Origin of the sequence: Luteimonas chenhongjianii (assembly GCF_002327105.1) — a bacterium.
GTDB classification, from domain to species: domain Bacteria; phylum Pseudomonadota; class Gammaproteobacteria; order Xanthomonadales; family Xanthomonadaceae; genus Luteimonas; species Luteimonas chenhongjianii.
Genome location: NZ_CP023406.1, coordinates 1,113,596 through 1,134,813 on the forward strand (window position 1 = coordinate 1,113,596; position 21,218 = coordinate 1,134,813).

At 69.6% G+C, this 21,218-nt stretch carries 19 protein-coding genes and 1 pseudogene; 17 read left to right on the forward strand and 3 right to left on the reverse strand.

What is annotated here, in order from left to right; translation table 11 throughout:
* Nucleotides 1–64 precede the first annotated feature (64 nt).
* From gspE to CNR27_RS05145, 17 genes and pseudogenes are all read left to right on the forward strand, one after another.
* Nucleotides 65–1,813, forward strand: a complete 1,749-nt coding sequence (gspE, locus tag CNR27_RS05065; protein WP_096297217.1) for a type II secretion system ATPase GspE — start codon at nt 65–67, stop codon at nt 1,811–1,813.
* On the forward strand, nt 1,810–2,589 hold the full coding sequence (locus CNR27_RS15215) for a hypothetical protein (RefSeq protein WP_157745285.1): 780 nt from the start codon (nt 1,810–1,812) through the stop codon (nt 2,587–2,589). Before gspE ends, CNR27_RS15215 begins: the two co-directional genes overlap by 4 nt.
* Before the next feature lie 11 nt (nt 2,590–2,600).
* Nucleotides 2,601–3,818 (forward strand): type II secretion system protein XpsF, encoded by a 1,218-nt coding sequence (xpsF, locus tag CNR27_RS05075; RefSeq protein WP_096297219.1) that lies wholly within the window; start codon nt 2,601–2,603, stop codon nt 3,816–3,818.
* Nucleotides 3,819–3,865: 47 nt separating this feature from the next.
* Nucleotides 3,866–4,723, forward strand: coding sequence for a hypothetical protein (locus CNR27_RS05080; protein ID WP_096297220.1), 858 nt, complete (start codon nt 3,866–3,868; stop codon nt 4,721–4,723).
* 58 nt (nt 4,724–4,781) lie between these two features.
* Complete coding sequence (gspG, locus tag CNR27_RS05085; RefSeq protein WP_425435485.1) at nt 4,782–5,219, forward strand: type II secretion system major pseudopilin GspG; 438 nt, start codon at nt 4,782–4,784, stop codon at nt 5,217–5,219.
* A gap of 94 nt (nt 5,220–5,313) precedes the next feature.
* Complete coding sequence (gene xpsH / locus CNR27_RS05090) at nt 5,314–5,778, forward strand: type II secretion system protein XpsH (RefSeq protein WP_096297221.1); 465 nt, start codon at nt 5,314–5,316, stop codon at nt 5,776–5,778.
* Between the two features lie 2 nt (nt 5,779–5,780).
* Nucleotides 5,781–6,200: a type II secretion system protein XpsI gene (xpsI, locus tag CNR27_RS05095; protein WP_096297222.1), complete on the forward strand. Its 420-nt coding sequence runs from the start codon at nt 5,781–5,783 to the stop codon at nt 6,198–6,200.
* Nucleotides 6,197–6,832 carry a prepilin-type N-terminal cleavage/methylation domain-containing protein gene (locus CNR27_RS05100; RefSeq protein ID WP_096297223.1) on the forward strand — a complete coding sequence of 212 codons (636 nt, stop codon included), beginning with the start codon at nt 6,197–6,199 and terminating at the stop codon, nt 6,830–6,832. Before xpsI ends, CNR27_RS05100 begins: the two co-directional genes overlap by 4 nt.
* Complete coding sequence (locus tag CNR27_RS05105; protein ID WP_096297224.1) at nt 6,829–7,692, forward strand: type II secretion system minor pseudopilin; 864 nt, start codon at nt 6,829–6,831, stop codon at nt 7,690–7,692. Before CNR27_RS05100 ends, CNR27_RS05105 begins: the two co-directional genes overlap by 4 nt.
* Entirely contained in the window at nt 7,692–8,870 is a 1,179-nt protein-coding gene (locus CNR27_RS05110; RefSeq protein ID WP_096300317.1) for a PilN domain-containing protein, read from the forward strand. Before CNR27_RS05105 ends, CNR27_RS05110 begins: the two co-directional genes overlap by 1 nt.
* A complete protein-coding gene (gspM, locus tag CNR27_RS05115) occupies nt 8,860–9,519 on the forward strand; it encodes a type II secretion system protein GspM (protein WP_096297225.1) in 660 nt (219 codons plus the stop codon). Before CNR27_RS05110 ends, gspM begins: the two co-directional genes overlap by 11 nt.
* Nucleotides 9,509–10,360 (forward strand): hypothetical protein, encoded by an 852-nt coding sequence (locus CNR27_RS15680; RefSeq protein ID WP_096297226.1) that lies wholly within the window; start codon nt 9,509–9,511, stop codon nt 10,358–10,360. Before gspM ends, CNR27_RS15680 begins: the two co-directional genes overlap by 11 nt.
* A 20-nt stretch (nt 10,361–10,380) precedes the next feature.
* Nucleotides 10,381–12,645, forward strand: coding sequence for a type II secretion system secretin GspD (gspD, locus tag CNR27_RS05125; RefSeq protein WP_096297227.1), 2,265 nt, complete (start codon nt 10,381–10,383; stop codon nt 12,643–12,645).
* A gap of 29 nt (nt 12,646–12,674) precedes the next feature.
* Nucleotides 12,675–13,502, forward strand: a pseudogene (locus CNR27_RS05130) (glycosyltransferase); the annotation flags it as partial.
* A 250-nt stretch (nt 13,503–13,752) separates the two neighbouring features.
* Nucleotides 13,753–14,610, forward strand: a complete 858-nt coding sequence (locus CNR27_RS05135; RefSeq protein ID WP_245815757.1) for a glycosyltransferase family 2 protein — start codon at nt 13,753–13,755, stop codon at nt 14,608–14,610.
* 3 nt (nt 14,611–14,613) lie between these two features.
* Nucleotides 14,614–15,801: a nicotinate phosphoribosyltransferase gene (gene pncB, locus CNR27_RS05140; RefSeq protein ID WP_096297229.1), complete on the forward strand. Its 1,188-nt coding sequence runs from the start codon at nt 14,614–14,616 to the stop codon at nt 15,799–15,801.
* A 359-nt stretch (nt 15,802–16,160) separates the two neighbouring features.
* On the forward strand, nt 16,161–17,585 hold the full coding sequence (locus CNR27_RS05145; protein ID WP_222843135.1) for a S10 family peptidase: 1,425 nt from the start codon (nt 16,161–16,163) through the stop codon (nt 17,583–17,585).
* A gap of 167 nt (nt 17,586–17,752) precedes the next feature.
* Here CNR27_RS05145 and pyrF read toward each other — a convergent pair whose 3' ends face one another.
* From pyrF to ettA, 3 genes are all read right to left on the reverse strand, one after another.
* Nucleotides 17,753–18,583 carry an orotidine-5'-phosphate decarboxylase gene (gene pyrF, locus CNR27_RS05150; RefSeq protein ID WP_096297230.1) on the reverse strand — a complete coding sequence of 277 codons (831 nt, stop codon included), beginning with the start codon at nt 18,581–18,583 and terminating at the stop codon, nt 17,753–17,755.
* 10 nt (nt 18,584–18,593) lie between these two features.
* The gene (map, locus tag CNR27_RS05155) at nt 18,594–19,331 is read right to left on the reverse strand and encodes a type I methionyl aminopeptidase (RefSeq protein ID WP_096297231.1); all 738 of its coding nucleotides are present in this window, start codon (nt 19,329–19,331) and stop codon (nt 18,594–18,596) included.
* 79 nt (nt 19,332–19,410) lie between these two features.
* Nucleotides 19,411–21,072 carry an energy-dependent translational throttle protein EttA gene (ettA, locus tag CNR27_RS05160; RefSeq protein WP_096297232.1) on the reverse strand — a complete coding sequence of 554 codons (1,662 nt, stop codon included), beginning with the start codon at nt 21,070–21,072 and terminating at the stop codon, nt 19,411–19,413.
* Between the last annotated feature and the right edge of the window lie 146 nt (nt 21,073–21,218).

Below are 21,218 nucleotides of genomic sequence, written 5' to 3' on the forward strand. Positions count from 1 at the left end.
GCCGGCAATCGGCGTGCGCGGTCGGCCCGGCCTGAACTGCTAAAGTCCGGCCAACCGACATTCAATGGGTGGCCCAGCCGTGAACGCGGTGTTCGAGGAATCTCCGGCGACGCCCGACACACCCGAAGCACGCATCGTCGCGCGCCTGCGGGACAACGGCCGGCTCAAGGATGGCGACCTGGGCCGGGCGCAGCGCCTGCACGCCGAGGCCGGCGGCAGCCTGCTCGGCCTGCTGGGGCGTCTGGGTCTGGTGTCCGAACGCGACCATGCCGAAGCCTGCGCCGCCGAACTCGGTTTGCCCCTGCTCGCGGCGAAATCGGTGCCCGAAGATCCGCCCGAACTCGTCGAGGGCGCACAGCCGCTGTCGGTGCGTTTCCTGCGCCAATTCCATCTGCTGCCGATCGGCGAAAGCCGTGGCCGGCTGCAGGTGTGGATGTCCGATCCGCAGGACGGCTATGCGCTCGACGCGGTGCGCCTGGCGACCGGTTGCGAGATCGCGCCGGCGGTCGGGCTGCGCTCGGAAATCGACGACCTGATCGAGCGCTGGTACGGCCAGGGCCGCAGCGCCATGGGCACGATCGTCGAGTCGGCAGATGGCGAGGGCGGCGGCGATGTCGACGATGTCGAACACCTGCGTGATCTCGCGTCCGAAGCGCCGGTGATCCGCCTGGTGAACCTGCTGATCCAGCGCGCGGTGGAACTGCGCGCTTCCGACATCCACATCGAGCCCTTCGAAAGCCGGCTGAAGGTGCGCTACCGCGTCGACGGCGTGCTGATCGACGGCGAGAGCCCGCCGGTGAACCTGACCGCCGCAGTGATCAGCCGCATCAAGATCATGGCGCGGCTCAACATCGCCGAGCGCCGCCTGCCGCAGGACGGCCGCATCATGCTGCGCGTGCAGGGCAAGGAGCTGGACCTGCGCGTGAGCACCATGCCCACCGCCCATGGCGAGAGCGTGGTGATGCGCCTGCTCGACCGCGAGACCGTGGTCTTCGATTTCTACCGGCTCGGCTTCACCGACGAGTTCCTGCCGCAGTTCAACAAGGTGCTCGACCAGCCTCACGGCATCCTGCTGGTCACCGGGCCCACCGGTTCGGGCAAGACCACGACGCTCTACACCGCGCTGTCGCAGCTCAATACGCCGGACGTGAAGATCATCACCGTCGAGGATCCGGTCGAGTACCAGATCGAAGGCATCAACCAGATCCAGGCCAAGCCGTCGATCGGACTCGACTTCGCCCACGCGCTGCGCTCGATCGTCCGCCAGGATCCGGACATCATCATGATCGGCGAGATGCGCGATCTGGAAACCGCGCGCATCGCGATCCAGTCGGCGCTCACCGGCCATCTGGTGCTCAGCACGCTGCACACCAACAACGCCGCCGGCGGCATCACCCGCATGCTCGACATGGGGGTCGAGGACTACCTGCTGACCTCGACCATCAACGGCATCCTCGCCCAGCGCCTGGTGCGCAGGCTCGAGCGGACGCATGCGGTGCGCTATGCGGCGTCCCCGGAGGAGATCGAACGCTTCGAGCTGCGCCGCTTCCAGCCCGACGGCGAGATCATGCTGTATCGGCCCGGGCCGTCCGCTGTCGCGCCCACCGGCTATCTGGGCCGCACGACGATCGTCGAATTCCTGGTCATGAACGATGCCCTGCGTCGCGCGGTCATGCGGCACGCCGGCATGGGCGAACTCGAGCAGCTTGCCCGCGAATCGGGCATGCGCACGATGTACGAGGACGGCATCCTCAAGGCACTGGCCGGCGAGACGACGATCGAGGAAGTACTGCGCGTGACGGAAGACGCGTGAGTGTGCGCACCTATCGGGGGAATGCCATGGAGGCGGTGATGAGACACGCAGCTTTTTGGGGACTGGTCGCGGCGATGCTCGCAGGCTGTGACGACCATGGCGCGCCACAGGAACGCAGGGCGGGCGAGGATCCTGCAGCCGTCGACAGCCGACCGGATGTCGCAGCGCCAAATCCGGTTCACGCCCGGGGTGAAGCGCCGACGCAGCCAACGGCACCCGAAGGCACCGTGGTTGTCAGGCATTTGCCGTCCACCGACCTGCTCGCTGTCCCCGGGGATTCAAGCGAACGCAGCCCGGGGAGTGCTTCCGAGCGCGCCGAGCCGTTTGCGCGACCTGCTGATGCATCGCAGGCATCCGCACCCGCCGAATCGCGATTCCTGCGCAATGGCAGGCTGCGCGCGGAGGCGATGGGGGTTTTCCACGACGGGCCGGCCTGGTCGAAGCTCGCGCGGGATTTCGAGAATGACGGCCTGAGCGATCCGGACGCGCGGGATCTACACCTGCTTTTCGGCGATTGGCTCACCACAACGCTCGGCCGCCATGGCCTGGAGTTCGCCGACTTCGGCTGCGGCCGCAGCCTGTGCCTGGCGACGACTCCGCTGTCCGGGCCCGATGCGCAGGCTGCCTACCAGCGCTGGAGCAGACAAGAGCGCAAGGCGTCGCCCATGCCGCTCCCGGTCTTCGTGGAATCGCCATTCACCTGGCCTGACGGCCGCACCGAAATGCGGATGATGTTTTCCACCGATCCCCACGGCGCGGCGATCGGCACGCCGTAGGAGACCGGACCATGCCCCTCTACCGCTACAAGGCCCTCAACACGCGCGGCGAGACGCTCGACGGCACCATGGATGCCGCCAGCGAAGCCGACGTGGCCTTGCGGCTGCAGGAACAGGGGCATCTGCCGATCGAAGCGCGGCCGGCCAGCGAAGCGCGCGCAGTCGAAGACTGGAGGGCGCTGTTCAAGCCGAAGCCGTTCGCAGGCCAGCGGCTGGTGCAGTTCACCCAGCAGCTGGCGACGCTGCTCAATGCCGGGCAGCCGCTGGACCGCGCCTTGACGATCCTGCTGGACCTGCCCGAGGAACCCGAAGCCAAGCGCACGATCACCGAGCTGCGCGACGCCGTGCGCGGCGGTGTTTCGCTGTCGGCGGCGCTGGAACGCCAGCACGGCACGTTCTCGCGGCTTTACGTGAACATGGTCCGCGCCGGCGAGGCCGGTGGCAGCCTCGAGGACACACTGCAACGCCTGGCCGACTACCTGGAGCGGGCGCGTGCGCTGCGCGGGCGCGTGGTCAACGCGCTGATCTATCCGGCGATCCTGATCGTCATGGTCGGTGCGTCGCTGATGTTCCTGCTCGGCTACGTGGTGCCGCAGTTCGCGGCGATGTACGACAGCCTCGATGCGGAGCTGCCGGGCTTCACGATGGTCGTACTGGGCGTGGGCGAGTTCGTCCGCGACTGGTGGATCGCGCTGCTCATCGTGCCGGCACTCGCGGTTTATGCCTTCACGCTGAAACTGCGCGATGCGCGCTTCCGGCTGCGCTTCGATGCCTGGCTGCTACAGCGGCGGATCTTCGGGCCGCTGGTCGCGCGTATCGAGACCGCGCGGCTCGCGCGCACCCTCGGCACCCTGCTTCGCAACGGCGTGCCGCTGATCGCGGCGCTGGGTATCGGCCGCAAGGTGCTGGGCAATCTCGCCCTGTCGGCGGATGTCGAAGCGGCGGAGGCGGAGGTCAAGAACGGCGTGGGCCTGTCGGCCGCGCTCGGCCGCAGCAAGCGGTTTCCGCGGCTGGCGATCCAGATGATCCAGGTCGGCGAGGAATCCGGCGCGCTCGATGCGATGCTGCTGCGCACCGCCGACACCTTCGACCAGCAGACCGGTACCTCGCTCGATCGCATGCTCGCCGCCTTGGTGCCCGCGATCACCATGCTGCTTGCGCTGGTGGTGATGGCGGTGATCCTCGCGGTGCTGGTGCCGATCTACGACCTGACCAGTGTCATCGGCTGAGCGGGCGGACGGGTCTGGACGGGGAAGGCCGCATGTGGAAACCGGCAATGAACTGTCTCGGCGCGGGCTTGATCTTGCTGGCGCTGGTGGCCTGCCAGCCTGCGGTCACCGACGGGGCTGCAGGCGACGCGGACGCCCAACCGCAGCCGGCGTCGACGGCAGGCAGTGATCCGTCCGGCTCGCGCGTGGCGCGGAGCGAGGCCGCGCTTTGGCGGGCGAGCCGTTACGAGCAGCTGCAGCACGCCGCCCAGGAGGCCGGTGCTCCGTTCGGCGTCCTCCTGCTGGGTGCGTCCGCCACCGACGTCTGCGTTCTCGACACGATCGCCCTGGAGAAGTTCCATGGCGCGTACCGCGAGGATCCCGGCCTGACGCTTTCGCTCGCGGAGCTGCGCGCGTTCCAGGCGCGCTTCTGTCCACCGGAGAAGCCGCTCGACCGGCGCGAGGCCGAGCGTGTGGAGATGCAGCGTCGGGTCGAGGCCGGTGATGCGGACGCACAGCTGATCTCCGCGCTGCTGGAAGCGGATGAACAGATGGACCATGAAGATCGCCACGTGCTGCGCCTGGCGGCCGAGAGGACAAGCGCTGAAACACGCAGTCCCGCGGTCTTCGAAGCGCTTCAGATCCTGCTGCTCGAGGCCACCTTTTTCGATCCCGCCAAGGTGATCGACAGGCCACTCGGGATGGACGACGAAGCCCTGCGCGATGCCTGGGGGCATGCAGTACTTCTCGCCAGGTGCGAGCGTTTCGGCGGTTGCGGCCCCGGCTCGCTGATGGTCTACCGGATGTGCATGCCGCAGCATTGCCGGCGGGGTCTCGACGTCAGGGGCTATGTCCGCGACCGCCTGTCCCGGGACGGTTACGACGAAGCGCAGCGTCGCGCGAAGCAGTTGCTGGCCAGCACCTGACCGACCGTTGCGTTTAGGACGCATACAATCGGGGGCATTCCCCCGAAGAGGCGTCCCCATGCAGACCATGCTCCGCTCGCGTTCTCCCGGCAGCCCGCGCATGGCGCAAGGCGGTTTCAGCCTGATCGAGATCATCCTCGTCGTCGTGTTGATCGGCGGCATCGTGGCGTTCGCGGCGACCCGCATCCTCGGCGGCGGTGACCGCGCGCGCGTCAATCTGGCCAAGGCGCAGGTGCAGACGCTGGCGGAGAAGGTGCACCAGTACGAAATGGACACCGGCACCCTGCCGGACGCGCTCAACGACCTGGTGACCCAGCCCGGCGGCGCCAGCGGATGGCTGGGACCCTATGCCAAGGACGCCGAGCTGCGCGATCCGTGGAATACGCCCTACGAGTACAGCGTGCCGGGCAACAGCCAGCCCTTCGAGATCGTCAGCTTCGGCGCCGACCGCAAGCCGGGCGGCGACAGCGTGAACGCCGACATCCGATACGAGTAATCAGGGCCTGGAAAACCCCGGTGGCGGCGCGGAAGTGCGGCGCCGTTGATGCTAGATTCCGGAGCTGTCCCGCTCCGGAAGATCGCCGCGCCAGATGTCGCACCGCATCGCCAGGATCCGCGGTTTTTCGCTGCTGGAAGTGCTCCTCGTGGTCGGCCTGATCGCCGTCACCGGTGTGCTGGCTGCGGCGGCGATGAGTGGCGGGTTCGATCGTGTCGCCCTGCAGTCCACGAGCAAGACCATTGCCGCGCAACTGCGCTACACCCGTGCGCACGCGATCGCGACCGGCGAGCCGCAACGGTTCGTCCTCAATCCACAGGCGCGCAGCTGGCAGGCGCCCAATGGCCGGCACGGCAGCATTCCCGAATCGCTCGAGGTCGAGTTCACCGGCGCGCGTGAACTCCAGGCCAGCGCCGACGAAGGCGTGATCGTGTTCTTCGCCGATGGAGCAGCCACCGGCGGGCGCGTGCGCGTGCTGCTGCGCGACGCGGCCTGGCAGGTCGATGTCGCCTGGCTGACGGGCGAAGTCAGGCTCTCGCGCGGGAACGCCAACGAATGAGCATGCGTGGCCAGCGCGGTTACACGCTGATCGAGGTCATCGTCGCGTTCGCCGTACTCGGCATTGCGCTGATGCTGCTGCTGGGCACGCTGTCGAACGGGACGCGCCAGGTGCGCTGGGCGGCCGATTCCGGCCGCGCGGCGCTGCATGCGCGCTCCTTGCTCGACGGAGTCGGCATCGACGTGCCGATCGTGGCCGGCCGCAGCACTGGCGAGTTCGAGGACGGGCGCTACCGCTGGTCCCTGGCGATCACGCCCTTCGTCGATCCGGAACTGCCCGCCGCCGTGCCGGATCCTTCCGGCCGGCAACTCTTCGAACTGGCGCTGGACGTCCACTGGGGAGAGGGCAGCCCCCGCGAGCGCCTGCAGGTGCATACGCTGCGCCTGCATGAACCCGGCGCTTTGGCGGTGCTGGCGCCATGAGGCAGGCACGCGGTTTCACCCTCATCGAGGTGCTGCTGGCCACGGTGCTGCTGGCCGCCGGCCTCGCCCTGGCCCTGACCACCTTGCGTGCGGCGACGGCGACGGTCGATCGTGGCGAAGCGTTGTCGCAGCGCAGCGAACGCATGCGCGCGGTCGCCGGCTTCCTGCGCCGGCGCATCGCGTCCGCGCAGCAGATCGCGTTCCAGACCGACGAAGGCACCGGCGAGATCGCACAGTTCATCGGCGAGCCGCAGCGCCTGCGTTGGGTTGCGGATCTGCCGGACTATCTCGGTCAGGGCGGCCCGCACCTGCACGACATCGCGGTCGACGATTCCGGCCGGGCACAGCGGCTGACGGTGGCGTTCGGCATGGTGATGACCGGCCGCACGATCGAACCGGAAGACCCGCGTCCCCCCGAAACCCTGGTGGATGACCTGGCCAGCCTGCGGCTGCGCTACCGCGGTTTCGACGAAACCGGCGCGCTGGGGGCGTGGAACGAGCGCTGGGGGCCGTCGGCGTTGCCGCTGCAGGTGGAGGTCTCGATCGAAACCGAGCGCGACGGTGCGTGGCCGGTGCTGGTGGTGACCCTGCCGCAGGGCACCGGTCAGCCGGGCGCGGAACTGCAGCCATGACTGCGCGGCGGCATCTCCAGCGGGGCGCGGCGTTGCTGCTGGTGCTGTGGCTGATCACGCTGTTGGCGGCGCTGGTGGGCGCATTCGCCCTGACCGCCCGTATCGAACAGCAGCAGGGCCGCGTGCTCAGTCGCGGGCTCGCCGCCGACCAGGCCGCACGCGCCGGCCTGGAGTACGCACTGACGCGCCTGGCGGCGGACGACCCGGCGCTGCAGTGGCAGCCCGACGGGCGCCCCTATACCTGGCGCTTCCACGACGTGGACGTGACGCTGTGGATCGTCGACGAGACCGGCAAGGTCGATCTCAATGCCGCCGATGCCAGCCTGATCACCGCGCTGCTGCAGGCGACCGGCGCCGAGCCGGATGTCGCACAGCAGGTGAGCGGCGCAATCGTCGACTGGCGGGACGGCGACGATCTGGTGCAGGTCACCGGCGGCGCCGAGGCGGCGGACTACCGCAGTGCCGGCCGACCCTACGGAGCCAAGAACGCCCCCTTCGAAAGCGTGGCCGAGGTCGAGCAGGTGCTCGGCACGACCCCCGCCCTGTTCGAGGCGATCGCCCCCTATCTGACGATCCACAGCCGCCTGCCGACGCCGGACCCGCAGTTCGCGGCCGCGCCGGTGCTGCAGGCGATGGGGGTCGACGCCGATCCGATCCTGGCGGGCCGCGCCGCGGTCGGCGCACAGCTGGTGGGCGCGCTGCTGGGCGGCGGTAGCGGCACGTATAGTATCGAGAGCCAGGCGCGGCTCCCGGAGGGACGGACCGCGCGGCTGCGGGCCGTGGTCAGGAGCGGCAGCGGTGCCATACCCGGCACGGCCTACAGCGTGCTGCGTTGGGAGGAAGGAGCGTCGCCACGATGATGTCCGCTACACCCGCAACCCCAGGCGAATCCGCGCCGGACCGGCGTGCCTGGCGCGTCGACGGCCGCACGTTGGCGCGGCTGCGTGGTTTCCGGTCGTGGTGGGGGGCGTCGCTCGCGGCGTGGCTGCCGGTGCGCGTGCGCGAACTCTTCGGGCTCGCCAGCCGTCGCCTGTTGCTGGTCGGTCGGGGCGCCGACGTGGCACTGCAGCTGCAGGACAGCGAAGGCGTGCGGGAGCTCGCAAGCCTGCCGCGCGCCGCGCTCGACACCGGGGCGGCCGATCCGCTGGCGGCTGTGCTCGCGCCGCGCACGGTCGAACTGCCGCGCTGGCTGCTGCTGCCGGCCGCGGTTGGCCTGCGACGCCGCATGACGCTGCCCGAGGCGGCGGCCGACCGGCTCCATGAGGTGCTGGGCTTCGAGATCGACCGGCAGACGCCGTTCGCTGCAGCCGACGTGCGTTACGACCATCGCCTGCTCGGACGACGCGGCGATGGCCAGATCGACGTGGAACTCGTGGTGGTGCCGCGCGCCGCGATCGATGCCCAGCTCGCCGCGCTCGGGCCGGTCGCGCCGACCCTCGCCGGCATCGACCTCGCCAGTGACACGGGGCCGCTAGGCGTCAATCTGATCGACGATGCGCGCAGGCGCCGGCGCGGCGATCCCCAGGCCCGCGTGCAATGGCTGATCGCCGGCATCGCCGTGCTGTTGACCGCATTCGGCCTGTGGCAGATGCGCGAGAACCGCGCCGCAGCGGCCGATGCCCTGGAAGCGCGCGTCGCGTCGGAAGCCGTGCGCGCCCGCGCCGCCTCTGCGCAGCGCCAGCAGCTCACCGAACTGCGCGAGGGCATGGCCTTCCTGCAGGCGCAGCGCGCCGCGCGGCCGATGACGGTCGCGGTGCTCGACGAACTCGCGCGCAGGCTGCCCGACAGCACGTCGCTGGAGAAGGCCGCGATCGAGGGCGACCGGGTGCTGCTGATCGGCCTGAGCACCGAAGCTTCGGCCCTGGTCGGTCAGCTGTCGGGATCGGTGCTGTGGCGCGCGCCCGCATTGGCGGGGGCCCTGCAGAACGACCCGCGCACGCGCTCGGACCGCTTCACCCTCACCGCCGAACTCGTGGCGCCGCCCGCCGCGCCGGCAGGCCCGACACTGAAACCCGTGCGTGCGGACGATGACCGGTAGGCCCGTGTCGGCCCGCGACCGCTGGCTGGCGCTGGGGCTGCTGCTCGGTGTCCTGGCCCTTGCGTATCTGTTGCTGATCCACCCCTGGTGGACCCGGCCGATGCGCGAGATCCAGTCCAGGATCGACACCCTGCAGGAACGCGAGCTGCGCATCCGGCGTGAACTCGAACAGGCGCCGCAGGTGCGCGCCGAACTCGAGCGCTTGCGCGCGAGCATGGACGACGCCCCCGGCTTCATGCCGCAGCCGGGCGTGGAACTGGCGACTGCCGCGCTGGTGCAGCGCCTGGAGCAGGCTGTGCTCGAGGCCAGCCCGGGCAACCGCAGCTGCGCGATCAGCAACCGCTCGCCGATCGCCGGCCAGCGCACCGACCACTACCCGCGCGCGACCGTGCAGGTGCGCCTGCGCTGCGGCAATCCGGAGCTGGCTGCCGTGCTGTATTCGCTCGAGACCGGTACGCCGCGGCTGTTCGTCGACAACCTCAACATCCTCAGTCAGCGCCACACGTTGACCGCCGGGGCAAGCAGCGGCGGGGTGGACGTCAGTTTCGATCTGTCCGGCTACCTGCTGCCGTCGCCGGCCGTCACGCCCGGCAGCAGCGCGGCGGCGCCTGCACAGCCACCCGCCAACGGAGGCGCCGATGCGGATTGATGCCAGCAATGCGCGCACCGTGCTGCTTGCCGCGGTCGGCGGCTGGGCGCTGGTGTTCGCGGCGCTGTCGCTGGCCGGGCTCGGCAGCCGCATCGGCACGCTCGAAGACGACGGCAGCGCGCTCGCGGCGCCGGTTGCCGCGGTGGCGCCCATGCCGCCAGCGCCGCCGCTTTCGGCGTTCGGAGAGTTCGCGTCGCGGCCGTTGTTCTCCGGCGACCGCCGGCCGCACCCGTTCTTCATCGATCCCCAGGACGAAGGCGAGGGCGAGGGGGCCGGCTTCGATTACGTGCTGACCAGTGTGCTGCGCACGCCCGATTTCGCGATGGCGATCCTGCAGCCGGGCGACGGCGGCGATCCGGTGCGCCTGAAGATCGGCGAGGCGCCTCCGGCCGCGTCCACATGGCAGCTCGAGACGGTCGATGCCCGCAGCGTGGTCTTCACCACGCCCGAGGGGCCACGCACGCTGGAGCTGCGCGTGTTCGACGGCATTGGTGGCGAGCCGCCGACCCCGATGGCGCCGACAGCGCTGCCGGTCGGGCGGGCCCCCCAGGCTGTCGCGCGCCAGGCGGCGCTGCAGGACGAGGCGAACGCGGCCGTGCAGCGCGCCGCCGAGGCGGCCGCCGTGGCAGCGCGGTCACGGCAGCCAGGCACGCCTCAGGCGCGGCCCCAGGTCAGCCGCCAGGCAGCGCCGCAGGTCGAGGCCAGCGGCGCTGCAAGCTCCGAGAGCGCGCCGGCCGCCGGCCCTTCGGAAGCGCAGGTCGAGGCGATCCGTCGCCGCATCGAGGAGCGGCGCGCGCGCTTGCGCCAGCAACAGCAGTCCAACCCCGTCCAGACTCCGTAGACCTGTCGATGAAGCCTTCCATGACGCCAGCCTTCCATCTCCGTGCCATCGCCATCGGTACCGGCATCGCGCTGCTCGCGGGCTGCGCGAGCGTGCCGACCGCGACGATGCGCCGCGATGCCGACATGCGCCAGGGCGTGGAGGCCGGCGCCGCTGCCGACACCCCATCGACGACCGGCGCGCGCACCCAGCCGCTGCTGGCCGACGAGGAACGTCCGCAGCCGCAGATCCGCCGCGGCAGTGGCACGGTGATCAACCAGCGGGCGGCCTCCGCGGCCGCGCCGACGCTCGGCGCGACCAGCGGGCAGGCGTCGTTCAATTTCGAGGGCGAGTCGGTGCACGCGGTCGCCAAGGCGATCCTCGGCGACATGCTCGGGCAGAACTACGTGATCGCGCCGGAAGTGCAGGGCACGGTGACGCTCGCCACGCCGCAGCCGGTCAGTCCGGCCCAGGCTCTGAGCCTGCTGGAGATGGTGCTGGGCTGGAACAACGCCCGCATGATCTACAGCGACGGCCGCTACAACATCGTCGCCGCCGACACCGCGCTCGCCACCGGCACCGTGGCCCCGCGTACCGGTGGCACCGGCGCGGCGCGTGGTTTCGAGGTGCGCACCGTGCCGCTGCGCTACATCTCGGCGACCGAGATGGAAAAGGTGCTCGAGCCCTATGCGCGGCCGAACGCGATCGTGTCGGCCGACAACGCGCGCAACGTCATCACGGTTTCGGGCAGCCGCTCCGAACTCGACAACTACCTGCGCACGATCGAGATCTTCGATGTCGACTGGCTGTCGGGCATGTCGGTGGGCGTGTTCCCGCTGCAGTCGGGCAAGGCCAGCCAGGTGGTCGCGGATCTGGAGAAGGTGTTCGGCCAGGACAGCGAATCGCCGGTCTCGGGCATGTTCCGCTTCATGCCGCTGGAAGGGGCGAACGCGGTACTGGTGATCACGCCGCAGGCCGATTACCTGGGCGAGATCCAGCAGTGGCTGGAGCGCATCGACAACGCCGGCCAGGAGGCGCGCCTGTTCTCGCTGGAGCTGAAGTACGTGAAGGCGCGCGAACTCGCGCAGCGCCTGGCGGAGGTGTTCGGCGGTGGCCCGGGCAGTGGTGGCGGTGGCGTCCAGGGGGGCGCTTCGGTGATGCCGGGCCTGACCGGCAACACGATGCGCAGCGGCGGGCTCAACACCCAGTACGGCAACCAGTCCGGACTCGACAGCGGCGGCGGACTGGGCAGCAACAACCGCGGCGGGATGCCGGGCGGCGGCCGCGGTGGCCTCGGCGGCGGCGGTGGCGGTGGCGGCGAGATGCAGCTCAACGAGGTCGAAGAAGGCCCGGGTACCGTCACGCTCGAGGTCGAGGGCGACCGCGTCGGCGTTTCGGCCGTCGACGAAACCAACACCCTGCTGGTGCGCGCGACGCCCGCGGCCTGGCGTTCGATCCGCGACGTCGTCGAACGGCTGGACGTGATGCCGGCCCAGGTGCACATCGAGGCCCAGGTGGTCGAGGTGCTGCTCAGCGGCGAGCTCGAGTACGGCGTCAACTGGTACATCGAGCAGGGCATGACCGACAACGGCCTCGGCCCGTTCCTGCCGCCGGCCGCCGGTGGACCGAACCGCTGGAGCACGCTGGGCGCGAGCATCGGCGGCGTGCGCGGCCCGGGCGCCGCCTGGACGCTGGTCAAGAACGACGCCGCGGCGGTGATCCGTGCCCTCGACCAGGTGACCGACGTGCAGATCCTGCAGTCGCCGTCGGTGTTCGTGCGCAACAACGCGATCGCCGAGTTCAACGTCGGCGCGAACATTCCGGTCGCCAGCACCAGCGTCAATCCGATCCTCGGCGACAACCAGTACACGCAGGTGCAGTACCTGGAGACCGGCATCATCCTCAAGGTGCGCCCGCGCGTGACCCGCGACGGCATGGTCTTCCTCGACATCGTGCAGGAAGTGAGTTCGCCACAGCCGCAGAACACCGCCGATTCGCAGGGCAACGTGCGCATCGATACGCGCCGGCTCAAGACCGAGGCGGCGGTACAGGCGGGCGATACGGTGATGCTGGCCGGCCTGATCCGCGACGAGGTGGGGCGCACGTCCGGCGGCCTGCCGGGCCTGAGCCGGATCCCGGTGCTTGGCGGCCTGTTCGGGACGCAGAGCTCGCGTACCGAACGCACCGAGGTCGTGGTGCTGCTGACCCCGACCATCGTGCGCAATCCGCTCGAGGCGCGTCAGCTGACCGACGAGTACGGCCGCCGCTTCCGCGCCCTGCAGCCGCTGCAGCGCGTGCAGGACTGAGGGTTCGCCGGTGCACGGAGGCGCTGCGCATGGCTGAGCTGCCGGTGATCCTGCTGCCGGTCGGGCACGACGACGACGCGCTCGATGCGTGTCTCGCCGCGCTCGATGCCGGCACGCCGGCGGGCACCCGGATCTGGCTCGCCGACGATGCGCGCATCGGCCCGCGCGGCGCGCAGATCGTGCAGCGCTGGCTCGCCAGCACGCCGCTGCAGGCCGACTACACCTGCCGCCAGCGCTCGATCGGAGAGGTCGCGCATCTCGACGACGTGCTCCGCGCCTGCGGCGATGCAGACGTCATCGTGCTTGCGCCCGACGCGATGCCCGCGCCGGGCTGGGCGAACGCGCTCGCCCGCTGTTTCGCCGGTGACGCATCCATCGCCACGGCCACGCCGTGGTGCAATGCCGGCGAAGCCGCTGCCTGGCCGCGGATCGGCGAGATCAATCCCGTGCAGGACGATCCCGCCCGCCTGGCCCGCGCCTGCCAGGCGCTGCCGCCGCTGTATCCGGAACTGCCGGCCGCCGTTGGCCATGCGGTTCTGTTGCGTGGAAATGCGCGGCGCAAGGCCGGCGGGCTGGATGCATCGAGTTACCGCTCCTGGTATGCGGCGTTGATCGACCTGTCGCTGCGCATGGCGGGCCTGGGCTGGCGCAATGCGCTGTGCGAGACCGCGTTCGTCGCGCGCGGCGGCGAGGGCGGCCCGGCCGATGGCGACATGGATGCGCTTGGCGTTCGCTGGCCGTCCTGGCACTCGCGACTGGCGACGTTCCTGATGCAGGACCCGCTGCACGCGACCCGGATCGCCCTGCAGCGCGGATTCGATGCCCTCGAACACGCGCCGGCCCAGCAGCAGTTGTTCCATGAAGAGACGGTGGACCCGGTTCGTCCGCCGACGCCGCTTTCCGCCGCCGAAGCGGAAGGGAGAGAGGCCGGCGGCGCGAATGACGGATTCAAGCCGGCCGACGCCACGGCCAGCCCGGACTCCGCCTCCCTGCCGGCAGCATGAGCGAACCCCGCGTAGCGGGAGCCGGCGATGGAACCGCACGGGGACCCACGACGCCCCCGGTGTGGCGGACAATGTCCCTCCCGCCGCAGCCCCCGCCGACGAAGTGACCGCAGCCGCCGCCTCGCCCGACATCGTCGCCGTCGTCGTTACCCACCAGAGCGCCAGCACGCTGGACGGGTGCTTGGCGCGGCTGCGCGCGGCTGAAGGCGTGGCGCAGATCCGGGTTGTCGACAACGCCTCCAGCGACTCGACGCTCGCCATCGTGCAGCGCCATGCCTCGCTGGACCCGCGCCTGCGCTTCATCGGCAATCCCGACAATCCCGGCTTCGCGGTGGCCTGCAACCAGGGCGCACGCGATGCCGATGCGGCGTGGATCGCATTCGTCAATCCAGATTGCCTGGTCGATGCGGACACGCTCATGCGCCTGCGCAGGCACGCCGCCACGCTCGATGCACCCTGCCTGCTCGGAACCGAGCTGGTGGGCGAGGACGGCGTACGTGATCCCGCCGCGCGCCGCCGCGACCCCGACTTCGCGGCGATGCTGCGCGCGTCTGCCGCGCGCGTCCTGGCAGTGCCGCGCGACCCCGCGCAGGCCCTGCAGCGCGTACCGGCGGTGTCCGGCGCGTTGATGCTGCTGCCGCGCACGCTGTTCGACCGTGTCGGCGGATTCGACACCAGCTACCGCCTGCATGCCGAGGATCTGGACCTGTGCAGGCGCGTACGCGAAGCGGGCGCGGTGGTGGCGGTCGCCAACGACATCGCGGTCCTGCACGTGCGCGGCGTCTCCAGCCGCGCGCGCCCGGTGTTCGTCGAATGGCACAAGCACCGCGGCCTGTGGCGCTATTTCCGGCGTTTCGAGGCGGGCCGTCGGGCCTGGCCCGTGCGCGTCGCCGTGTGGGCGATGATCTGGACACGCTTTCCGCTCGCGGTGTTGCGCCGCGTATCCCAGGCAGGGGTCTAAACGATGGCTACGGTCGCCTCGCTGCTCGATACCGATCTGTACAAATTCACGATGATGCAGGCCGTGCTGCACCAGCATCCGGGCGCGGTCGTGCAGTACCGCTTCAAATGCCGGACGCCCGGTATCGATCTGGCCCGTTACATCGACGAGATCGATGCCGAGATCGATGCGCTGTGCGCGCTGCGGTTCACTGCGGACGAGCTGGCCTACGTCCGCGCGCTGCGCTTCATCAAGCCGGACTTCGCCGACTTTCTCGGCCTGTTCTATCTCGACCGCAAGTACATCGTGTTGCGTCCTTCCCGCGACGTCCCGGGCGAGATCGAGCTCGAGATCACCGGGCCGTGGCTGCACACGATCCTGTTCGAAGTGCCGCTGCTGGCGATCATCAACGAGGTCTGGTTCCGCAATACCACGCAGCCCGATTTCGGCGAAGGCGTGCGGCGCCTGCAGGCGAAGGCCGCATTGCTGCGCGACGTTCCCGGCTACGAGGAGTGCCGGATCGCCGACTACGGCACGCGTCGCCGCTATTCGCTGCATTGGCATGGGCACATGCTGCCGCTGCTGCACGATGCACTGGGCGACCAGTTCGTCGGCACCAGCAACGTCCACTTCGCGCGCCTCTACGGGATGACACCGCACGGCACGATGGCGCACGAATACCTGCAGGCCTTCCAGGCGCTGGGCCCGCGGCTGCGTGATTCGCAGGTTGCGGCGCTGGAGTCGTGGGCGCACGAATATCGCGGAGACCTGGGCATCGCGCTGTCGGATGTCGTCGGCCTGGACGCGTTCCTGCGCGATTTCGACATGTACTTCTGCAAGCTCTTCGACGGCGTGCGCCATGACTCGGGCGATCCCTTCGTCTGGGGCGACCGCATGCTCGAGCACTTCGCGCGCAACCGCGTCGATCCGGCAAGCAAGATCCTGGTCTTCAGCGACGGCCTCGACATCGACAAGGTGAAGCGTCTGCATGCCTACTTCCGTGGCCGCTGCAAGCTGGCCTTCGGTGTCGGCACGCATCTGACCAACGATCTGGGTCCGACGCCGTTGAACATCGTGATCAAGATGGTCCGCTGCAACGGCCAGCCTGTGGCCAAGCTCAGCGATTCGCCAGGCAAGGGCATGTGCGACGACCCGGCCTATCTTGCGTATCTGCGGCAGGTGTTCGGACTGCCGGCCGACGCGGTCGCCTGATCGCGCCGCAGCCTGCGGGCTCACGGGCCGGCTGGTAGCGGCGTCTCGCGCGTGCATGACCACGTCCGGGCAAGCAGTCGCGCATTCGGGCTGCCCGCTGGACCGGGTGCACACGCTCAACTACATTTCGGGCATATGCCGTACACGAGCGAGAATATTCCGGCGCAGTTCGCCGACGACCTGCGCACCTTCGTGGCGGCGCCGTAATGCGCACGCGGGCTGTCGGCGTTTACGCCTGGGGCGTTGGCGCGATGCTGGTTCTGGCCGGTGCCGGCGTTGGGGCAGTCGCGTCCGACGCGTCGCCTGTCACAGCGCCCGTTGCATCCGACGCCGTCGTTGTACCTGCGGGCACGCCGCTGATGCCGAGCGTCGAACGCCGGCACCGGGGCCGTTTCAACGGTCGAGCGCTGCGCTACCGTAGCGTCGTCGAGGAATGGCCGCTGCGCGATGCCGGCGGCGCGACGATCGCATCGATCTTCGCTACCAGCTATCTCGCCGATGGTGCCGATATGGCGCGTCCGGTGATCTTCGCGTTCAACGGCGGTCCCGGCTCCGCGTCGCTCTGGTTGCACATGGGCATCCTCGGGCCGAAGCGCCCGGACTACGGCACACAGGCGGGCGATGCGGAGATCCGACCGCCGACCGCGCCGCCGTTCGTGCTGGTCGACAATCGGGAGTCGCCGCTCGACGTGGCCGACGTTGTGCTGATCGATCCGCCGGGCACCGGCTATGCGCGCGTGTTCGGCGAGGCCAATGCGGAACGCGTGTTCGGCGTCCGCGAGGATGCGGATGCGGTTGCGCGTTTCATCGGCGACTGGCTGCGGCGCCATGGCCGGCAAGCCAGCCCGCGCTATCTCATGGGCGAAAGCTACGGCACGGTGCGCGCCGCCGAGCTGGCCCGTCTGCTGGCCGGTGGGCCGACCGGCACGGGACGCATGGACGGCATCACGCTCAACGGCGTGATGCTGCTGGGCCAGTCGATGGACGGCAGCCGTCCCGCCCCGGAACTCGCCGCGGTGACCGGCCTCCCGAGTTGGGCGGCCACGGCGTGGTACCACCGGGCCGTGCCGCAGGACGCCACGCTCGAGGCGCATGTCGCCCGCGCCCGTACGTTCGCCGAAGGCCCGTATCTGCAGGCGCTGTTCGCGGGTTCTCGACTGCCGGAAGACGACCGCGCTGCCGTGGCTGCCGAACTGGCCGCGCTGACCGGCATCGACGCCGCGCGCTGGCTCGCGCGCGATCTGCGCATGGATGCGCCGACCTTCGGACGCGAGGTGCTGGGCGATGCCGGCCTGCAGGTCGGCGCCTACGACGCACGCTTCACCCTGCCTCTGACTGCGTCAGGCGGCGATCCCGTCGCCGACGATCCGGCGATGGGGCAGTACGTCCCGCTGTACGTAGCCACGCTGCAGACGCATCTGCGCGACACGCTGGGGGTTCACACCGCTCGGGCCTACAACGCGATCGAGTTCCGTCGCATCAATGCCCGTTTCTGGAAGGGCCGACCGCCGCTTCAGGAGAATCACGCATTGTCTCTGGCCATTGCGATGCGTCGAAATCCCGCCCTGCGCGTGCTCGTGGCCACCGGCCATTACGATCTGGTGACCACCGTCGGCGCCGCGGACCAGGCGGTTGCACTGTCGGGCATGGACCCGGCACGCGTCGTCACGCGCACCTACGCATCCGGGCACATGCCCTACATCGGCGTGGGCAGCCGCGCCGCGCTTGCCGCGGACGTGCGCGCATTCGTCACTGCCGGGTCATCGGCTGCCGTCACACCCTGACCGCGAACCGTGGGGCGCTTCGATGAGCGGGGCGCCCGACTGGCCGCACCGGGCCGGTAGTTGCCATCGGCTGCCGGTCGTGTCGGCTGCCTGGACACTCGCGTGCCGACGGTCGGCGGTCGCCGTCGGCTCGCCGCCTCCGCGGTCGGGTGACGGGGCGCGCGCCCTCAGCGATGCCCGTTGATCGCATCCCGCAACGTGCGCGCCTCGCGCGCGGCTGCCTCGGCGTAGTCGTCGCCGTTGGACGCGTAGAGGATCGCGCGCGAGGAGCTGACCATCAGGCCCGTGCCGTCCATGGTCTTCGCATTCTTCACTACGGCCTCGACATCGCCGCCCTGCGCGCCGACACCCGGCACCAGGAACGGCATGTCGCCGACAATGGCGCGCACTTCGCGCAGCTGCCCGGGCCAGGTCGCGCCGACGACCAGCGACACGTTGCCGTGGCCGTTCCATTCACGCGCGATGGTCTCGGCGACGTGCTGGTAGAGCGGACGCGTGCCGCCGGCATGGGCGACCGGAAGATCCTGCAGGTCGGCCGCGCCCGGGTTCGATGTGCGGCACAGGACCACCACGCCCTTTTCGCTGCGCTCGAGGAACGGCTGCACAGAGTCGCGCCCCAGGTAGGGATTCACCGTCACCGCATCGGCGCCGAAACGCTCGAAGGCTTCGGCGACGTAGCGCTGCGCAGTGCTGCCGATGTCGCCGCGCTTGGCGTCGAGGATCACCGGTACGCCGGGATGCGCGGTATGCAGATGGGCGATCAGCCGTTGCAGCGCATCCTCGGCGCCGAGCGCGGCGAAGTGCGCGATCTGCGGCTTGAACGCGCAGGCGTATTCGGCGGTCGCATCGGCGATGTCGCGGCTGAACGCGAACACCGCATCGGGATCGTTCGCGAAACGCGCGGGAAACTTCGCCGGTTCGGGATCCAGGCCGACGCAGACGAGCGTGTCGGCGGACTGCCAGCGCGCGCGCAGCGCCTGCATGAAGGTGTGCGTCATGGTGCGTGCCTCAGGTGACGATGATCGGTGCGCCGCGGGTGACGACGACGGTGTGTTCGAATTGCGCGCCATAGCCTCTGCGGCAGGCCAGCGACCAGCCGTCGTCCAGATCTTCGGTGCGCGTGACATGGGTGGCCAGGAACGGCTCGACGGTGATCACCATGCCGTCGTGCAGGCGACGGGTATCGCGCCGATCGAAGTAGCCGGGAATCGAGCCGGGTGATTCGTGCAGTGCACGACCGACGCCATGGCTCTGCAGGTTGCGGATGATGCGGAAGCCGCGGCGCGCGGCGACGGTCTCGATGGTGCGGCCGACGCCGCTGAGCAGTTCGCCGGCGCGCAGCTGGGCAATGGCTGCGTGGCGCGCTTCGCGCGTCGCATCGAGCAGGCGCTGCTGCGCCGCGCTCGCGGTGCCGACGACGAAGCTGGCGCCGGTATCGGCGAAGAACCCATCGAGTTCGGCAGAGACATCGATATTGACCAGATCGCCATCGCGCAGCGGCGTCGCGTCCGGGATGCCGTGCGCGACCACGCGGTTGACGCTGATGCAGGTCGCGGCCGGAAAACCGTAGGTCAGCACCGGGGCGGATTGAGCGCCGGCCACGCACAGCATGTCCGCGCCGATGCCGTCGAGTTCGCACGGCGTGGTGCCGGCCAGCGCGTGATCGCGCATCGTCGACAGGATGCGCGCCACGAGTGCACCGGCGCGCTTGAGGCCTTCGAGTTCTTCCAGGGTCTGGATGGTCATGTGTGGCTCCCGGTTGTCCGCGCTGCCCTCACCCCAACCCCTCTCCCCGAGGGAGAGGGGCTCGACTCTCTCCGGACGCTTACTTCAGCGCCTTGAACCGCAGACGCTTCGGACCGGCGTCGTCGCCCATGCGGCGGCGCTTGTCTTCTTCGTACTCGCGGTAGTTGCCGGGGAAGAACTCGACGTGGCTGTCGCCTTCGAACGCGAGGATGTGCGTGGCGATGCGGTCGAGGAACCAGCGGTCATGCGAGATCACGAAGGTATTGCCGGGGAATTCCAGCAGCGCGTCCTCGAGCGCACGCAGGGTCTCGATGTCGAGATCGTTCGACGGTTCGTCGAGCAGCAGCACGTTGCCGCCCTGCAGCAGGGTCTTGGCCATGTGCAGGCGACCGCGCTCACCACCCGACAGCGAACCGACCAGCTTCTGCTGGTCCTGGCCCTTGAAGTTGAAGCGGCCGATGTAGGCGCGCGACTGGATCTCGGTGCCGTTGATGTTGAGGATGTCGAGGCCGCCGGAGATTTCCTGGAAGACGTTGTGGTTGCCCTCGAGCGCATCGCGGCTCTGGTCGACATACGACAGCTGCACGGTCGGGCCGACCACGATCTCGCCCGAGTCCGGCTTCTCCTGCCCGGTGATCATCTTGAACAACGTGGATTTACCCGCGCCGTTGGGACCGATGATGCCGACGATCGCGCCCGGCGGGACGATCATCGACAGGTTGTCGATCAGCAGGCGGTCGCCGAACTTCTTGGAGACGTTCTTGAACTCCATCACCGCGTTGCCCAGGCGCTCGCCCGGCGGGATGAACAGTTCGTTGGTCTCGTTGCGCTTCTGGTAATCCACCGACTGCAGTTCTTCCAGGCGGGCCAGACGGGCCTTGCCCTTGGTGCGGCCGCCCTTGGCGTTCTGGCGCGACCATTCCAGCTCCTTCTGGATCGCCTTCTGGCGCGACTTTTCCTGGTTGTCTTCCTGCTTGAGGCGCTCGTCCTTCTGCGTCAGCCACTCGGTGTAGTTGCCCTTCCACGGAATGCCGCGGCCACGGTCGAGTTCGAGGATCCACTCGGCGGCGTTGTCGAGGAAGTAGCGGTCATGGGTGACCGCGACCACGGTGCCGGTGTAGCGGGCGAGGAACTGCTCCAGCCATTCCACCGATTCGGCGTCGAGATGGTTGGTCGGTTCGTCGAGCAGCAGCATGTCCGGCTTCTGCAGCAGCAGGCGGCACAGCGCCACACGGCGCTTCTCGCCACCCGACAGCTTGCCCACGATCGCGTCCCACGGCGGCAGGCGCAGCGCGTCGGCAGCGACTTCCAGCTGGTTTTCAAGCGTGTGTGCGTCGCCGGCGGCGAGGATCGCCTCCAGCCGCTCCTGTTCCTTGGCGAGTGCGTCGAAATCGGCGCCTTCCTCGGCGTAGGCGTCGTAGATCTTGTCGAGCGCGGCCTGGGCCTGCAGCACTTCACCTACGCCTTCCTCGACGGCTTCGCGCACGGTCATCTCGGGATCGAGCTGCGGCTCCTGCGCCAGGTAGCCGACCTTGATGCCCGGCTGCGGGCGCGCCTCGCCTTCGAAATCGGTATCGACGCCGGCCATGATGCGCAGCACCGTCGACTTGCCCGAGCCGTTCAGGCCGAGCAGGCCGATCTTCGCGCCGGGGAAGAACGACAGCGAGATGTCCTTGATGATCTGCCGCTTCGGCGGGACCACCTTGGACACGCGGTTCATGGTGTAGATGTATTGCGACATGGGGGCTCCGGTTGCACCGACCCGCGCCGGGGCCCGGTCGGGCGGCGTCGGGTCTCGAGGGGAATGGGGCGATTATAGCGGGTCGGAGGCGGCCGGGCCGGCGCCGCCGGTGGCCGGGCGCTACAATGGCGGGCCCGCCGACCCCC

Bases quoted from the DNA above. Each gene is read 5' to 3' on its own strand.
- CNR27_RS05100 (WP_096297223.1), top strand. From the start codon at position 6,197: ATGAGGCAGGCACGCGGTTTCACCCTCATCGAGGTGCTGCTGGCCACG.
- CNR27_RS05080 (WP_096297220.1), top strand. From the start codon at position 3,866: ATGAACTGTCTCGGCGCGGGCTTGATCTTGCTGGCGCTGGTGGCCTGC.
- ettA (WP_096297232.1), bottom strand. From the start codon at position 21,072: ATGTCGCAATACATCTACACCATGAACCGCGTGTCCAAGGTGGTCCCG.
- CNR27_RS05105 (WP_096297224.1), top strand. From the start codon at position 6,829: ATGACTGCGCGGCGGCATCTCCAGCGGGGCGCGGCGTTGCTGCTGGTG.
- gspG (WP_425435485.1), top strand. From the start codon at position 4,782: ATGCAGACCATGCTCCGCTCGCGTTCTCCCGGCAGCCCGCGCATGGCG.
- gspE (WP_096297217.1), top strand. From the start codon at position 65: ATGGGTGGCCCAGCCGTGAACGCGGTGTTCGAGGAATCTCCGGCGACG.
- xpsF (WP_096297219.1), top strand. From the start codon at position 2,601: ATGCCCCTCTACCGCTACAAGGCCCTCAACACGCGCGGCGAGACGCTC.
- map (WP_096297231.1), bottom strand. From the start codon at position 19,331: ATGACCATCCAGACCCTGGAAGAACTCGAAGGCCTCAAGCGCGCCGGT.
- gspD (WP_096297227.1), top strand. From the start codon at position 10,381: ATGACGCCAGCCTTCCATCTCCGTGCCATCGCCATCGGTACCGGCATC.
- xpsI (WP_096297222.1), top strand. From the start codon at position 5,781: ATGCGTGGCCAGCGCGGTTACACGCTGATCGAGGTCATCGTCGCGTTC.
- CNR27_RS05145 (WP_222843135.1), top strand. From the start codon at position 16,161: ATGCCGAGCGTCGAACGCCGGCACCGGGGCCGTTTCAACGGTCGAGCG.
- CNR27_RS05110 (WP_096300317.1), top strand. From the start codon at position 7,692: ATGTCCGCTACACCCGCAACCCCAGGCGAATCCGCGCCGGACCGGCGT.
- pyrF (WP_096297230.1), bottom strand. From the start codon at position 18,583: ATGACGCACACCTTCATGCAGGCGCTGCGCGCGCGCTGGCAGTCCGCC.
- pncB (WP_096297229.1), top strand. From the start codon at position 14,614: ATGGCTACGGTCGCCTCGCTGCTCGATACCGATCTGTACAAATTCACG.
- gspM (WP_096297225.1), top strand. From the start codon at position 8,860: ATGACCGGTAGGCCCGTGTCGGCCCGCGACCGCTGGCTGGCGCTGGGG.
- CNR27_RS15680 (WP_096297226.1), top strand. From the start codon at position 9,509: ATGCGGATTGATGCCAGCAATGCGCGCACCGTGCTGCTTGCCGCGGTC.
- xpsH (WP_096297221.1), top strand. From the start codon at position 5,314: ATGTCGCACCGCATCGCCAGGATCCGCGGTTTTTCGCTGCTGGAAGTG.